The organism is Thalassospira sp. SM2505 (genome assembly GCF_054901115.1).
In genome coordinates this window covers 3,167,501-3,181,998 of sequence record NZ_CM142731.1, presented here as the reverse complement: position 1 = coordinate 3,181,998, position 14,498 = coordinate 3,167,501, and the positions used below count along the sequence as shown (strand labels likewise).

General features: G+C 53.2%; 11 protein-coding genes and 1 tRNA gene. 3 read left to right on the top strand and 9 right to left on the bottom strand.

Annotated elements, in window-relative coordinates:
• Window positions 1-6 precede the first annotated feature (6 nt).
• The 7 genes from ACTU44_RS14960 to ACTU44_RS14930 form a co-directional block, all read right to left on the bottom strand.
• Entirely contained in the window at window positions 7-576 is a 570-nt protein-coding gene (locus ACTU44_RS14960) for a hypothetical protein (protein ID WP_462095797.1), read from the bottom strand.
• 218 nt (window positions 577-794) lie between these two features.
• Window positions 795-886: transfer RNA gene (locus tag ACTU44_RS14955), tRNA-OTHER, on the bottom strand.
• An 81-nt stretch (window positions 887-967) separates the two neighbouring features.
• A complete protein-coding gene (locus ACTU44_RS14950; protein WP_462095796.1) occupies window positions 968-1,600 on the bottom strand; it encodes a hypothetical protein in 633 nt (210 codons plus the stop codon).
• A 273-nt stretch (window positions 1,601-1,873) separates the two neighbouring features.
• A complete protein-coding gene (locus ACTU44_RS14945; RefSeq protein WP_462095795.1) occupies window positions 1,874-2,488 on the bottom strand; it encodes a LysE family translocator in 615 nt (204 codons plus the stop codon).
• A gap of 131 nt (window positions 2,489-2,619) precedes the next feature.
• A complete protein-coding gene (locus ACTU44_RS14940) occupies window positions 2,620-3,501 on the bottom strand; it encodes an AraC family transcriptional regulator (protein ID WP_462095794.1) in 882 nt (293 codons plus the stop codon).
• Between the two features lie 44 nt (window positions 3,502-3,545).
• Entirely contained in the window at window positions 3,546-4,748 is a 1,203-nt protein-coding gene (locus tag ACTU44_RS14935) for an AI-2E family transporter (RefSeq protein ID WP_462095793.1), read from the bottom strand.
• A 160-nt stretch (window positions 4,749-4,908) separates the two neighbouring features.
• On the bottom strand, window positions 4,909-5,715 hold the full coding sequence (locus tag ACTU44_RS14930) for a YdhR family protein (RefSeq protein WP_462095792.1): 807 nt from the start codon (window positions 5,713-5,715) through the stop codon (window positions 4,909-4,911).
• Between the two features lie 112 nt (window positions 5,716-5,827).
• Here ACTU44_RS14930 and ACTU44_RS14925 point away from each other — a divergent pair, with 112 nt between their 5' ends.
• Entirely contained in the window at window positions 5,828-6,406 is a 579-nt protein-coding gene (locus tag ACTU44_RS14925; RefSeq protein ID WP_462095791.1) for a TetR/AcrR family transcriptional regulator, read from the top strand.
• 79 nt (window positions 6,407-6,485) lie between these two features.
• Here ACTU44_RS14925 and ACTU44_RS14920 read toward each other — a convergent pair whose 3' ends face one another.
• The gene (locus ACTU44_RS14920; RefSeq protein WP_336082887.1) at window positions 6,486-7,157 is read right to left on the bottom strand and encodes a response regulator transcription factor; all 672 of its coding nucleotides are present in this window, start codon (window positions 7,155-7,157) and stop codon (window positions 6,486-6,488) included.
• A 415-nt stretch (window positions 7,158-7,572) separates the two neighbouring features.
• Here ACTU44_RS14920 and pepN point away from each other — a divergent pair, with 415 nt between their 5' ends.
• The gene (gene pepN, locus ACTU44_RS14915) at window positions 7,573-10,212 is read left to right on the top strand and encodes an aminopeptidase N (RefSeq protein WP_462095790.1); all 2,640 of its coding nucleotides are present in this window, start codon (window positions 7,573-7,575) and stop codon (window positions 10,210-10,212) included.
• A gap of 84 nt (window positions 10,213-10,296) precedes the next feature.
• On the opposite strand, the gene ACTU44_RS14910 is transcribed toward pepN, so the two are convergent.
• Window positions 10,297-12,597, bottom strand: coding sequence for a methyl-accepting chemotaxis protein (locus tag ACTU44_RS14910; protein WP_462095789.1), 2,301 nt, complete (start codon window positions 12,595-12,597; stop codon window positions 10,297-10,299).
• A 650-nt stretch (window positions 12,598-13,247) separates the two neighbouring features.
• On the opposite strand from ACTU44_RS14910, the gene ACTU44_RS14905 reads away from it, so the two are divergent.
• On the top strand, window positions 13,248-14,342 hold the full coding sequence (locus ACTU44_RS14905) for an SPOR domain-containing protein (protein WP_462095788.1): 1,095 nt from the start codon (window positions 13,248-13,250) through the stop codon (window positions 14,340-14,342).
• Window positions 14,343-14,498 lie beyond the last annotated feature (156 nt).

Below are 14,498 nucleotides of genomic sequence, written 5' to 3'. Positions count from 1 at the left end.
GTTTATTCAGTAGTATTTCAGGAATGCGCTGACGATTTCTGGATGGTCAGTCTGGATAAGCCGTTTGATTGATGCTTCAACTGAACTAGGCTTCGTCTCTCGTTTTATCTTAGCGATTTTTTTCTCTACACCCATCGAAAATAGGTAGTTGTTCAGCTCTTCTTTGGTTCTTATGTCTGCAAGTTTTCCCTGAACGTACTGATCAACTTTTCTGCATGTGTTAATGGTCATGGCAATAAGGCAAGAGACTTCTTTTAATTTTGGACTGTTTTCTTCGAAGCTATTGAAAAGTTTCTCTACGTCTAGGTGGCTGTATTTTTCGTAGATTTCTGACTTTCTCTTTAGGAGCGTATTTTTCTCGTCTTTGAGTTTTTCTGTGGCATCATTGTGCGCCACTTTATGCCGCCATCGCAGCAATATCATCATTCCTGATAGATCAGGGTCCATTGACTGCTCATTGGCGCAATGAGTGGCGGTGATTCTCGCCTTCTCGTCTTTGCCTGAGTTAGGGTCGCTTAGCTGCTCGCGAATGCCCTCGCACAAGTCAAGTTTTTGTATTTCTTTGAAGTACGCCAATGTAGATTCAGCGATGTAGAGAATAGCAGCTTTCCTAGCAAATAGGGCTGACTTCCTAGCGGAAAGTGCTGGATCAGATGGGGACCATGACACGTTGAGTGTATCAGGTTTTTTCTGTCCATTCTCAACAGCATTTAAGCCGACGATGATCGTCGTAAGTAAATGTGAAGCTTGCCCTATTTCTGTTAGTAAGCAAGTCAGATATTTCGAAGATCGGGTGGAAGTGCTGTCGGGAGTCGAACCCGCTTTTCCCGCTTTACTCATGGATTACCTATTCTAGACGGGCGTGTGACCGATACACCACAGCACTGTAAGAGCTTCAATGTAGGGAGTTCTCAGATATATGCAATTCTTGTGGGGAGCATGTTCCGCGGGGGAGCGGGCTGTAAACTTATAGATATATTCTATCAAATTTCCTGATGAAAGCGCGCTGGATACTGTCTGATGAAATAAGTTCTGTCTTGTACCACTGCAAATATCCTTCTATTATAAGTTGTAAATTATCTCTATACACAATTTTTGAGTCGGGGTCTATGGGTTCTTCACCTGAGGCCCATATTCGCCAACCGTTCTTCGTCATCGCTTCGTGTAGTAAGGCACATCGAATGTTCTCGTAGAAATCCAATGCTAGATCGGTCGAGAATACATTTGCAAATAGAGGTGCCGTGGTAAGGAATTCAACAAAAATTTGTTTGCTTTTGTTGTATTCAAATTCACCTAATAATTCTCCGCGGCGTATAAATCTGTAGTTTAGGCCAAGTCTGAAGGATGCTAGAAACTCAATTAATGCGCATTGAATGGAAACTATTGAAAATCCTTCTCCTTTGTTTTCACCATTTTCACGAAGTATTTTTATTGGGTATATGTATCTTGTGTGTAGTCTCTCCATTAAGAAGCTGTCATATGCCTTGATCCAAATTTCTTTAGAGGGATTTGATAGAATATTCTTTTTCAGATTTTGCCAGTCATGGTTTGTATTTTGGCCCGCTATACGAACAAATGCAAAAAAATCATGGTTAGGCATCTAGTTGTTCCTGTGATTGTTGAGTTTTTGCATCGTTATTTTTCAGGTGGAGCGACGTTATCATTTTCGTATAAAGCAGTTTGTAAGAGAAACTTGTTCGAATCAATGTTCAAATCTGCGGAGATCATTGTTAGTTTAATAATCGTTATCTCGGATCTGCAAATCTGAGCAGTAGGTAAATAAGTATCGTGGTCTTTTGTGATGAGGTGAAGTCGCTCATCTGAAAATAACCATTGATGCATATAATCGAATGCGTGGTGCTCTGCGAACCACTTACCCATTGGTGATAGCAAGTTTTGCCCCCATCAGGATAAAGGCCCCAGCAAAACTCTTCCCAATCACGCTCATCACGTTCTTGCGTTCCAGAATATGCTGGCGCAGCGCCCCGGCAAAGCATCCATAGATCACAAATACCCCGAATGTCATTGCCATGAAGATCAGGCCGAGCAGGGTCATTTCCGCTGTGGTGTCGGGCGTATTCGCGCGCACAAACTGTGGCAGGAAGGCGAGGAAGAAGACCGACAGTTTGGGGTTGAGCAGGTTGAGCAAAATGCCGTCGCGGATGATTTTGGCGATGCCGGTTTTGGTCTCATTGGCGGTGACTTTCATTGCACCCGTCCCAAACCACATGCCCCAGGCCATATAAAGAAGCCAAGCCACACCGAGATAACGGACGATTTCAAAGGCAACCGCGCTGGCATGAAGCAGGGCGGCAAGGCCAAGGATGCTGGCCGCCATATGGGGCACGATGCCAAGCGTACAGCCAAATGCCGCCCAGATACTGGCCTTCATGCCGCGTCCCAATCCAAGGGCGAGGGTATAGATCACGCCGGTGCCGGGCAGGGCGACGATGATGAGCGATGTGATCAGGTAATCAAGGGTGATCATGATGCGTCCGTTTGGTTGACTGTGATGCAGTCAATTTACGGGTGGCGCGGGCCGCATTCTTGAACGGAATTGCAGGATGTTGGTTCGGCGGACATTGCGGGCTTTCGTGCCGAAAATCGGAAATGTGAGGGTTACTCACCTTTCCGAACAGCTCGCGCAAAACGGCCCGGTGTCAGGCCGTAAGCCCGCACAAAATGGCGATTAAGATGGCTTTGATCGGCAAAACCCGTGCTATGTGCAATATCGGCAAGCGGCTGACCCGCCCGGATCAGGGTGCGGGCAAGGTCAATGCGCCGCTGGATCAGATAGGCATGCGGGGTCAGGCCGGTGGCACGGGTAAATTCGCGCAGGGTTTGAAAGCGGCTCAAGCCCGTGGCGTTTGAAAGATCATCAAGGCTGTGGGCCTGTGCAGGGCAATCATCAAGCAGGGACCGGGCACGTTTGATCCGGACATTGGCGACCGCGCGGCGCGTTTCGTGACTGGATGTGACGGCTTCTGGTGCAAGCAGGGCGTGATGAAGCAGCAGCACAAGCATTTCATCACGGCGGAGCTTTGTTGCGGCCTCTGTCCCGTGGGTGATCGCATCAAACAGGGCGGCAAAACAGGTTCGGACATGTGGCTGATCCATCACCGGGCGGGTGAATTCATAGCTGTCGCTTGTTCCGCCGGGCAGGTCCGATGCGGCTTGCGCAATCACCGAAGGATCGAAATACAGCATGTTCCAGGAACGCGGTTGATCGCCAATCGGATGGCCGTCATGGATTTCGCGCGGATTGACCGTGATGATATTGCCAGCCCCGGCTTCGACCATGCCGCGCCCGGATGCGGATTTCTGGGCACCGGCAAACATCAGCCCGATCCCGAATGTTTCATGGCTGTGCTTGGCAAAGCTGTGGCGCGTGCTGGCGCGGACGGCTTCAACACCAAGGCAATCATGAATAAGGATCTCGACCTGATCTGACATCGGCAAAAGGTGGCAGTGATGCCCGCTTTTGGCAAGGGGCATCCGCATAGGCGCAAGTCATCATCTGTAAGCGGGATATCGGGAACCCGGTTTTAGCCCGTGCGGGCCAGCGCATTGCCGTTGCTGCCGTGATTGTGCGGGCCAAGCAATTCGCGCAACCCACCAAGCCCGTCGACATGATTGGCAATCACACGGGTCACGATCAAAAGCGGCACAGCCACCAGAATGCCGACCACGCCCCACATCCAGCCCCAAAAGGCAACGGCAAGAATGATGGCAATCGAATTGATGCGCAGCCGGTTGCCGACAAGGGCCGGGGTGATGATCTGTCCTTCAAGGGCGGTACAGGCAAAATAAAGTGCCGGGGCCAAAAGCGCCTCGCCCGTGGTCTGCATCGATACCAGCCCGACAATGGCAACAATCGCAATCCCGGTCAGCGCACCAAGAATTGGCACATAATTCAGAACTGCGGCTGCAATTCCCCAAAGCACAGGATTGGGCAGGCCGATAATCGCCATCAGGCTGCCAACAAGGATGCCAAGCGTAATGTTGATCGCCGAGATCGTGGCAAGATAGCGAGATACCTCGCGTTCGATATCATGGGCAATGCGAAGCCCCTTGCGCCGGTCACCAAAGGTCGGAAGCGCACGCACAAGCTTCTCGTAAACAAGATCACCGGCCGACAGGATAAACAAAAGCAGCACCAGCATCATCGCAATACCTGCGAGGATATCGGGTGCACCTTCGGCGGCCTGACTGATCAGGTTGGGTTCGGTGACAACGACCTTCTGAACATTGTCGTCACCACCATTCTGGTCGGTGGCCTCGGTAACCTGTTGCTGGGCATCGCGGAGTTTATCAAGCGGTTCGCTCAGATCGGCAAGACGCAGGCGCAACTGCTTTTCGATCTGTGGGGCTTCGTCGATCCAGCCTGATACCGGGCCGCTCAGGCCATAGATACCGGCAATGACCGATGCGCTAAGGCCAAGAACGATGGCAAACGCACTGATGCTGCGCGGGATACGAAACTGCGCCAGGGCGCGAACCAGCGGGGAGAAAACCAGTGACAGCAAGAAAGCCAAGATCACCGGCAGCAAAAGACTTTGCGCAACATAAAGACAGCCAAGCGCAAGAATGGCAAAGCTTCCGATCACCGATATCGTGCGTGCCCGGCGATAGACCAGTGCGCGCGCCTGTTTGGATGCGGTTCTGGTTGCTGGTTCGTCTGTGGGGGCATTGCGGCTGTTTCCGGTACTGGTGTCGTTTGATGTGTTTGCGGCACCTTGGGCGCTCATATGTTGCTCCGGCCTTGTTCTGCCGGGCGATATGCATGCGGCAGCTGTCCGTATCAATAACGTTCGATTATGCCGGGTTGTTCCATCAAAAAGGGCGCATCATCCATGGAATGATGCGCCCGGTTCGTATCAGGTCTGGTCTGCGTTCAGACCGATGGCATCAGCCATAAAAAGGTGACGCCATATCGATGCTGGCGGCCTCGGTCGGGGTGGCATCGAACACGCGGGTATAGAAGGCCGCATTGAGTTGCTTTGTTTCCGTCGGAAAATAGTCAATCGCGAACTTCTTGGCATTTTCGATGGAATCAAATGCATAGAAACCCCCGACCGTTCCGGTGTGAAGACCGCTCAGCCAGGTTTTTGCCATCAGGCCCGGCTGCTGCTTCAGGATCGGGTTGAATTTCCGCCATGGGCCATTGTCAAATGGCAGAACATTCAGCTGCACCTCGGTATAGACGAAGGCCGCGGGTTTCTGATCAAGGCGGGCACCATAATGCACCGAATTCATGTCGATGCTGGCTTCCTGTGTGGCAACGGCATCAAAGATACGCGTGGTCTGGGCAACACCAAAGCTGCGTGCTTCTGCCGGGAAATAGTCGGTGACGAATTTCTGGGCGTTCTCGATGGTGTCAAAGGCATAGATGCCACCAGCGGAATTGTTGCCAAGACCCGATAGCCAGGTCTTGCTCAGGAAACCCGGCAGGGCCTTGATCTTGTCATTGATCGCCTGCCAGGGAACCTGATCAAACGGGGCGGAAATCTGAAGTTCGGTGTAGACAAAAGCGTTCTGGGTCATCGGGGTGGCTCCGTTTTTGGGATTGCTTGCAGCGTTCAAAAGGCCGGGGGTGAGAAGGGCGGTACCGGCAAGGGCGATGCCCGTGCCAGCCTGTTTCAGAAAGGCCCGCCGGTCGGGGTGATGACCGGGTTCAGGCATGAACAGCGAAGGTCGTTTCGGACCGATTGTCATGTTGGTTGATCCATGTGGTTAGTAAATATAACGATCGTTATATAAATGAGTGATCGACAATCGGGCTGCTGTCAATTAAAAATATAACGGTCGATATATTTTTGAGGATCGCATGGTCAAAAACCAGACGCGCAAGGAAGAAACCCGGCGAAACATTCTTGATGCTGCAAGCCGCAGTTTCCGGGAAAAGGGCTTTGCCGGGGTCGGGGTGGACGGCATTGCCAAGGCAGCCAATGCGACCTCGGGGGCGTTCTATGCCCATTTCGGATCAAAGGACGGGGCGTTTCGCGCGGCCCTTGATCTTGGTCTTGATGAAGTGATTGATGGCATCCCCCGATTCCAGCGTGATTTTGGCGATGGCTGGACCGATGCCTTTATCGAATATTATCTGGGCCGGGCCCATCGCGATGATCTGGCGTGCGGCTGTGCGATGACCAGCCTGTCACCGGAAATGGGACGGGCAGATGATGAAACGCGTGCGCTTTATGATCGAAAGATGCAAACAATTGCCGGACTGATTGCCGGGGGATTGTCGCAATTCCCAAAAGATCAGCGCCTTGAAAAGGCCTGGGCATTTTTGGGGGTTCTGATTGGCGGGCTGACGGTTGCGCGTGCACTAAGCGACGATGCAGCAATTGATGCAGTATCCGGTGCGATCCGGACTACAGCCAAGGGGATTCTGATCCCCTGAGGAGATCAGCAAGGCTCCAAAATTGGCAGGGCAGGAGGCTTTGGTGGCAGGAGGATCTGGCGATTAAGGCGGGTTTGCCTTACGCCTCGATTGCCGGTTCCTGAAGCTGCAATTCACGGGCAATGATCACGGCCTGTGTGCGGCTATGGACCGAAAGCTTGCGCAGGATGGCTGATACATGGGCCTTGACCGTGGCTTCGGTCACATCAAGCTCATAGGCGATCTGTTTGTTGAGCTTGCCTTCGGTCAGCATGTTCAGAACACGAAGCTGCTGTGGGGTAAGCTGCCCGATTTTCTCGGCCAGACCGGTGGCCTCGTCATCGGCAGGTCCGTTTTCCATGGCTTCGCGGGCCCAGTCGGGCATCCACATGCCGCCATCCAGAACGGTTTTCACCGCAAGCCCGATCTGGTCGACCGGTGCTGACTTCGGGACAAAGGCCGACGCGCCATATTCAATCGAACGGCGCACCACCGGAAGTTCCTGACTGGCAGATACGATGGAAACGGGAATATCGGGATAGGATGCGCGCAATGTGAACAGGCCGGTAAAACCGTTCATGCCGGGCATATGAAGATCAAGCAGGACAAGATCAATGTCGCCCTTATGGGCTTCGATCTGTTCAATCGCTTCAAACAGGCTTCCTGCCTCATAGACCGTAACGTTATCCAGTTCTGTTGATAATGCCTGTTTCAGGGCCCCGCGTACAAGCGGATGGTCATCAGCGATCAGAATCTGGAAAGTCTCGGTCATCGGCGAGTATCCCCTGGATGTTATTTCCCTGACAGGTCGCGATTATTCTATCCCGATCAATCGGAACTCACAAAGTGTTAGGTGAGAAAATGTTGGGATAATTTGATTTTGGTATGTCTGCGACCCGGAAAGCGACGTTCTGCAAGCAAGGATTATGCGCAGAAGGTTGAGGGAAACCAAAGATCACTCTCGCCCCACGAAATGTGAAACTTTGGCCCCCCTCGCGCCACCGTTTGGGATTATGCATACTAAAACAGGTGCCGTAAACTCCGCATTTGAGGAAAAATGAAATTTATCCTATCAGTTAAATGAATGACCGAAATTCAGTTCTGACAAACGACACTGCGCTGCAATATTGGCGATTTTATACAATCCGTTCCAAAACCGCGCAGCCCAAGGGAAAAAGGACTCACAAATGTCTGAACAGCCGCAAGTGATTCACCGTAAAGACTATAAAGAACCTGACTTTTTTGTAGAAAAGGTCGAACTGGTTTTTGATCTCGAACGGGACGTCACAAATGTCAAATCGCGGCTTTTTATTGCTGCGAATCCTGCGCGCGGCACCGGCAAGGGGGACGAGGTTTTCCTGCATGGCGAAGATATGAAACTGCTTTCGGTCGCCCTTGACGGGGTGCGACTGGCCTCAAGCGATTTTGGCGTCGATGCCGAAGGGCTGCGCTTTACCGCGCCGGGATCAAATTTCATCGCCGAAATCGAAACCCAGATTTCACCCGCCAACAATACCCGGCTTGAAGGCCTTTATGTTTCGCAAAGTGCCTTTTGCACCCAGTGCGAGGCCGAAGGTTTCCGTCGCATTACCTATTTCCCGGATCGTCCCGATGTCATGGCGACCTATAAGGTCACGATCAATGCAGACAAGGCGAGCTGCCCGGTCTTGCTGTCAAACGGCAATCTGATCGATAGCGGTGATCTTGACGGTGGTCGTCACTTTGCCGTGTGGGAAGATCCGTTCCCCAAACCGTCCTATCTGTTTGCGCTGGTGGCTGGTGATCTTGCCTGTGTCGAAGACAGTTTTGTCACCATGTCGGGCCGCAAGGTCGCGCTGCGCATCTTTGTTGAACATGGCAATGAAGACCGTTGCGATTACGCGATGGACAGCCTGATCAGGTCGATGAAATGGGATGAAGAGGTCTATGGTCTGGAATATGACCTTGATCTGTTTAACATCGTTGCGGTTTCGGACTTCAATATGGGGGCGATGGAAAACAAAAGCCTCAATATCTTTAATGCCAAATATATTCTGGCCAAGCCCGATACCGCAACCGATATGGATTACGAACTGATCGAATCCATTGTGGCGCATGAATATTTCCACAACTGGTCGGGCAACCGTGTGACCTGTCGCGACTGGTTCCAGCTGTCGCTCAAGGAAGGTCTGACCGTTTTTCGTGATCAGGAATTCTCGGCTGATCAGCGGTCCCGCCCGGTTCAGCGCATCAAGGATGTCGCCCAGCTTCGTGCCCGCCAGTTCCCCGAGGACGGCGGTCCGCTTGCCCATCCGGTGCGCCCGGACAGCTATATGGAAATCAACAATTTCTATACTGCCACGGTCTATGAAAAGGGTGCAGAGCTGATCCGCATGATGCATACGCTTCTGGGTCCGGATGGCTATCGCAAGGGCATTGATCTTTATTTTGACCGCCATGATGGTCAGGCCGTGACCTGTGATGATTTCGCCAAGGCAATGGAAGACGCCAACGGCATTGATTTCACTCAGCTCAAACGCTGGTATTCACAGGCCGGTACGCCGGAACTAACCTGGAAAGGCAGCTATGACGCCGATGCCAGACAGTTCCGTCTGAGTGTTTCGCAAAAGACTGCACCGACCCCGGGGCAGCCGGACAAACAGCCGCTCCATATGCCAATCGCCATTGGTCTTCTTGGTGCCGATGGTTCCGATCTGGTGGCACAGACGGTTGAGTTGACCAGCGATAGTCAGGAATTCGTCTTTGACGGTGTTTCCGAGAAGCCGGTAGTGTCCTTTAACCGGGGGTTCTCGGCCCCGGTCAATGTCATGACCGATCAGCCCGATGAAGAACTGGTCTTCCTGATGGGCAATGATTCCGATGCCTTCAATCGCTGGGAAGCAGGCCAGAAATATGCAACCCGCCTGATGCTGTCGGCCATTACCGCATATGAGGAAAATGGTGGCGATGCCGATGCCGCCCTTGATGCGCAGGGCGACAGTGTCGCGTCCTTTATCGCGGCGATGGGCGCAACGCTTATGAATGATGATCTTGATAAGGCGTTTCGCGCCGATGCCGTGATGCTGCCCGGCGAGGAATTCCTGTCCGAGCAACGCAAACCGGCAAACCCCGAAGCCATCCATCAGGTCCGCAAGGCGCTTCGCAAGCGTATCGGTCTCGGTCTGACGGGCGATCTTGCCAACACTTACCATCAGAATGCCTCGAACGCGGCCTTTACCCCGGATGCAACCTCGGCAGGGCAGCGTGCGCTGCGTGCTGCCTCGCTTGCCTATCTGGTGGCAAGCGAGAAGGGCGAATATGCTGATCTTGCCGCAGAACAATATCGCACGGCTGATAACATGACCGATCAGATGGCCGCTCTTTCGGTGCTGAACAATCTTGATCATCCGGGTCGGGCAGAGGCGCTTGCCGATTTCGAGGAACGCTTTGCCAAGGATGGTGTGGTTCTTGATAAATGGTTTGCCCTTCAGGCCGTGTCATCACGCGACGATACGCTTGCACGTATCAAGGATCTGATGAGCCATCCGGCATTTACCATGCGTAACCCCAACAAGGTCCGTTCACTGATCGGCGCATTTGCCATGGGCAATCCGCGCGCCTTCCACGCCAAGGACGGATCGGGCTATGAATTCTATGCTGATCGCCTGATTGAGCTTGATGACATCAACCCGCAGGTTGCTGCACGTCTGTGTGCACCGCTGGGCACATGGGCGAAATATGATGGTGAACGTGCGAGCTTGATGAAGGCGGCACTCGAACGCGTTCTGGCCAAGCCGGAAATCTCGCGCGATCTTTATGAAATTGCCTCGAAATCAATCGCAAGCTAGGCGCGCGGTGTGATCACTGGCATCAATAGAAAAGGGCGGCTCTGATGGAGCCGCCCTTTTTGCCGGAACGATACCAACCTCTGATCAGGTCAGCTTCATGCGTTCGCTAAATTCCCGCATCCGGTCAGAAAGGTTGCGCGCCATCTCGGAAAGCTGATGGCTTGCGGTATTAAGGTCCTGGGCATTGCGCCCGGTCCCCAATGCCCCTTCATTGACAAAGCGGATCATCTCATCCATCGAACCGGCACCCTCGGCAATGCGCTGAACGTTTTCGGAAATTTCGCTTGTGGCGCGGCGCTGTTCATCGACCGAATGCGTAATGGTCGACTGGATGTCATTGACCTGATGGATGACGTCTCCAACCGTACTGATCGACTGGGCGGCTTTCTGGACTTCCTGCTGGATTGCTGTGGTCAGATCGCCAATCTGCCCGGTCGCACTTGCAGTCTGATCGGCCAGCGATTTGACCTCGTTGGCCACGACGGCAAAGCCCTTGCCAAGTTCACCGGCGCGTTCTGCCTCGATTGTCGCATTCAGCGACAGAAGCTTGGTGCGATGCGCGATATCGTTGATCAGATCAATGATCGAGCCGATCTCGGAACTGGCCTTTTCAAGCGATCCGATATTGCGCTGGCTTTCCTCGGCTTCCTTCTGTGCCCGTCCGGTCACATCGGATGCCTCGGATGCCTGACGGTTGATCTCGGCAATCGAGGATGAAAGTTCCTCGACCGCGGTGGCGACATTCTGGGTGTTTGATGCGGCTTCACGCGATACATCAAGCGCCCCGCCAGATTGCTGAACCGTATTTTGCGACTGGTCGGTCAACTCGCTGGCAAGTTCAAGAAGGCCTTCGGACTGCTCGGTTACCGATTGGGCAACACGGGCAACCTCGGCCATCATTTCGGTGACGGCGATCTTGCTTTCCTCACGTTCGGTCACCGCATTCCATGCCAGCATGGTGCCCAGTAGCGCATTATCCTTATCCCGAACCGGGGCTGCCAGAATTTCAAGATAATCGCGTTTGTTACGGATGATTTCGGTAAAGGGCAGGTTATCGGGATTGGACAGGCGGGACTGGAAGTCCGTTCCGAGTTCAAGGAAATCCCCCGAAACCGTGCTTGCCGTGCCACCAACATAGTCTTGGGCGCTGGCATTAAGGTATCCGACGTCGCCGTCTGGCGTGATCAATGCAGTCATGGTCGGGGTGTGTTCGACCATGTTTTGCAGGATCAATGCCTGACGTACCGAGGACCGCAGCGCAATCAGGGCTTTCTTCATCTCGCCGATTTCGTCACTGCCGACCTGTGGCAGACTGACATTGGTGTCGCCTTCGGAAATCGACGTCATGGCACGGGCAAAGGCCCGCAGATTGCGAAATACCGTCGTTCGCAACAGAACCCAGCCGGCAATCCATGCGGCAAGCAGCACTCCGATCAGGATTTCAATCGATAATGTCCGAAGATCATCTGTCTGGGCATAGAAGTCCGAAATATCGCGGTCAAACACCGCTTCGGCCCATATTCCGCCGCGACCGTCACTGATGGCAACGTCAACAGCCGCGCGGTGTATTGCCGATGTGCTGTCCTTGGCACCTTCAGATGTTCCGCTTTCAGGGGCAGCTATACCTTCCTGTGCATCTTCTGTTGCCGGAAGGGTCACACCGCCCTCATCGGCAGCACCGTCTTCAAGGCTTTCAAAAAGCACGGCACCGGATTTATCGAGAATCTGGAAATTCCCGCCCAGAACCTTGCCAATGCCTGCAAGTGTCGGCAGCGGATCGGTGATCACTTCAAGATAGCCAACCGCGCGGAAACCGCCAACCGGCAGGATCAGGCTAAAGACCGGGCGGCCTTCGGGCGTGGTCCACATGAAGCTTGCCGGTTTGCGGGCTTCACCCTTGTCGCGACCTGTCAAAAAGGCTTTGACGTCGGCATCATCTGTCGCGCTCGATCCCAGATTGGCCTTTGATGTGGCGAGCTGGTTGAAGTCCTGGTCATAGGCGATGGCGTCAATCAGATTGATATCGCCCTGAACCACCTCGCGCGCATTTGACAGAATATCGAGCTCTGCCTTCATGCGTGTCTGGTCATTTTCCTGATAGCTTTTCACCAGACTGCCAAGACGTGACCATTCATTGGCAATTGGTGTGATTTTGTCTGCATAGTCGGCCGCCACACGCGATCCGACAAAGAAATTGACCGTTCCGCTGACCGAGTTATTCAGCGTTTCAACAGCAAAATTGCGATAGGTATCTCCCGTCCAAAGCAGCATCCATGTAACAGCACCTGAAACCAGTAACCCCGTTACAAGCAAAATACGCCGTAACGTCAGAAGGCTGGTTGCACCTCCTGCAATAGCCGTCTTTGCGGCTTTATCTCCCGTCATATTCATCACTCCAGAGCAAACCGTTTTTTTCTTTTTGTCTTGTCTCGGTGTCTCGCTCCCACCTGGTCTACTTCTTGAGAGTAGTTTTCATGATCCAAACAGAGCTGAAATTGGAAAACAATCTTTTAGTTGAAAGAAACCGCTAAAACCTGCGGGAAATTCTGCAATTTGCATGTGTTTGAATGGGGAGTGTTCTCTTTTAGATGGTGTCAATCAGGGCGCGAGAAAAGCCAATGGTTTGAAATTCAGGGAAAAAATTTGCGAATGTGTGTGATAATCGTTTGCAATTGCATTTTGGATGCTCTATGACTGTTTTTGTCAAATGCAGACGGCGATGTCGTTTGCGACCGGTCATCAGGCTGACATGGCGTGCCTGATGACCATTATCTTCGGGACTCTCTCTCCCCGAAGGTCGATCTCTCTCACTTGTGGGGGCTGGTATCCGGTTTATTGTGCGGGACAATGCCGGGCTTAATACCAGCCCTCCTTTTTTTGCCATGATTTCCGATCTGTCTTTTCTTGCTGAATCCCTGACCGGGCCTGCCATAACTTTGCTCTATATAAAGTGCAGTGTTGGCGATTGAACGGCTTTAGCGTTTTATAAACGTGCTGGCGGTTACAAAACGATAGTCACAATGATGTCGTGAAGGATGGCCAAGTTCATGGTTGGCGAAGACCAAACCAACAAACCCGATTTGCATGCGACGCCCGAGCCGGATCAGCAACCTGAACCCGAGCAAAAGGACGCGCCGCTACCGGCCTTTATCTATGGCCGTGACGGGCATGGTGATGGCAACGGGCGTGCAGGACTTCGCGCTGGTGATCGGCAAAACTTTAATGCACGGATAGCTGATATGGATCGCAAAACCCTTCTTGGCCTTGTCACAGGGGCCGGTATGCTTGGTCTGGTCCTGTTCTTTGCCGGAATGCTGGTGGGCGCAGGACTGTTTATGGATTCCGATGAAGGCGCGCCAGGTGCCTCAATCGAAAAGGCGCCGGTTGAAATGCTTGCAACCGCCCCCGAAGAGCCCGCTGTGATTTCCGAACCGGTCCCGCAGACCGAACCTCCGGCACCTGCAGCCGAGATCGCCAATCAAAGCGATGACCCGGTTGGGGCTCTGATTGCCCAGCGTAGCGAAGCCCTCGACGATGCTGTCGATGAAGCACAAAAGGACGTCGCGGAAACAACCGGTGAAGCAGTTGATGCGGCATCTGAAATGACCGCATCTGCTAATCCGGAAGAGACGGGGACTCTTTCCGCTCCTGAAATTCGTGATGTCGCCGAATCCCGTGAAGCAGGGGACGCGCCTGCTGCGCCGGTCGTCGAAGAAAAACCTGCGGCCACACCGGCCGAAGCCGGCCCAACACCTCTTGCGCCCCCGGCGCCCCCGGCACCCAAGGCATCAGAGCCTGTGGCTGAAACGGCCAAGGCAGCCGAACCTGCGGCGGCACCGGCAAGTGCTGGTGAAGTTGCAACCAACGGTGAAACGCCGTTCTCGGTTCAGGTCGGCGCGTTCAAGGTGCACGAAAATGCCAGCCAGCGTGCAGAAGAACTGCGCAAGAAGGGGCTTTCGGTCGCGGTGGTCGTACGCGGGGCTGCTGATGACAGTGCCTGGTATTACGTGCGTATCGGCAAGTTCGCGACGCTGAAGGAAGCCCGTGATGACGCGGCCAAAATCAAGAAAGATCATGCCCTTGACGGGTTCCCGGTCCGGGCCGAGCCCAATGACCGCGAAGTCAACTAGACCCATACATATATAAAGTGATCTTCAAATGATCTGGCGGGGCGATGCAGAAATGTATCGCCCCGTTTTGTGTTTGTTCAAAACGTTCCGGGCGTGCGGTCTGGTTGGACAGATCGGGGGCAATGGCAATTTTGCCGTTAACGGGTTTGTTTTTGT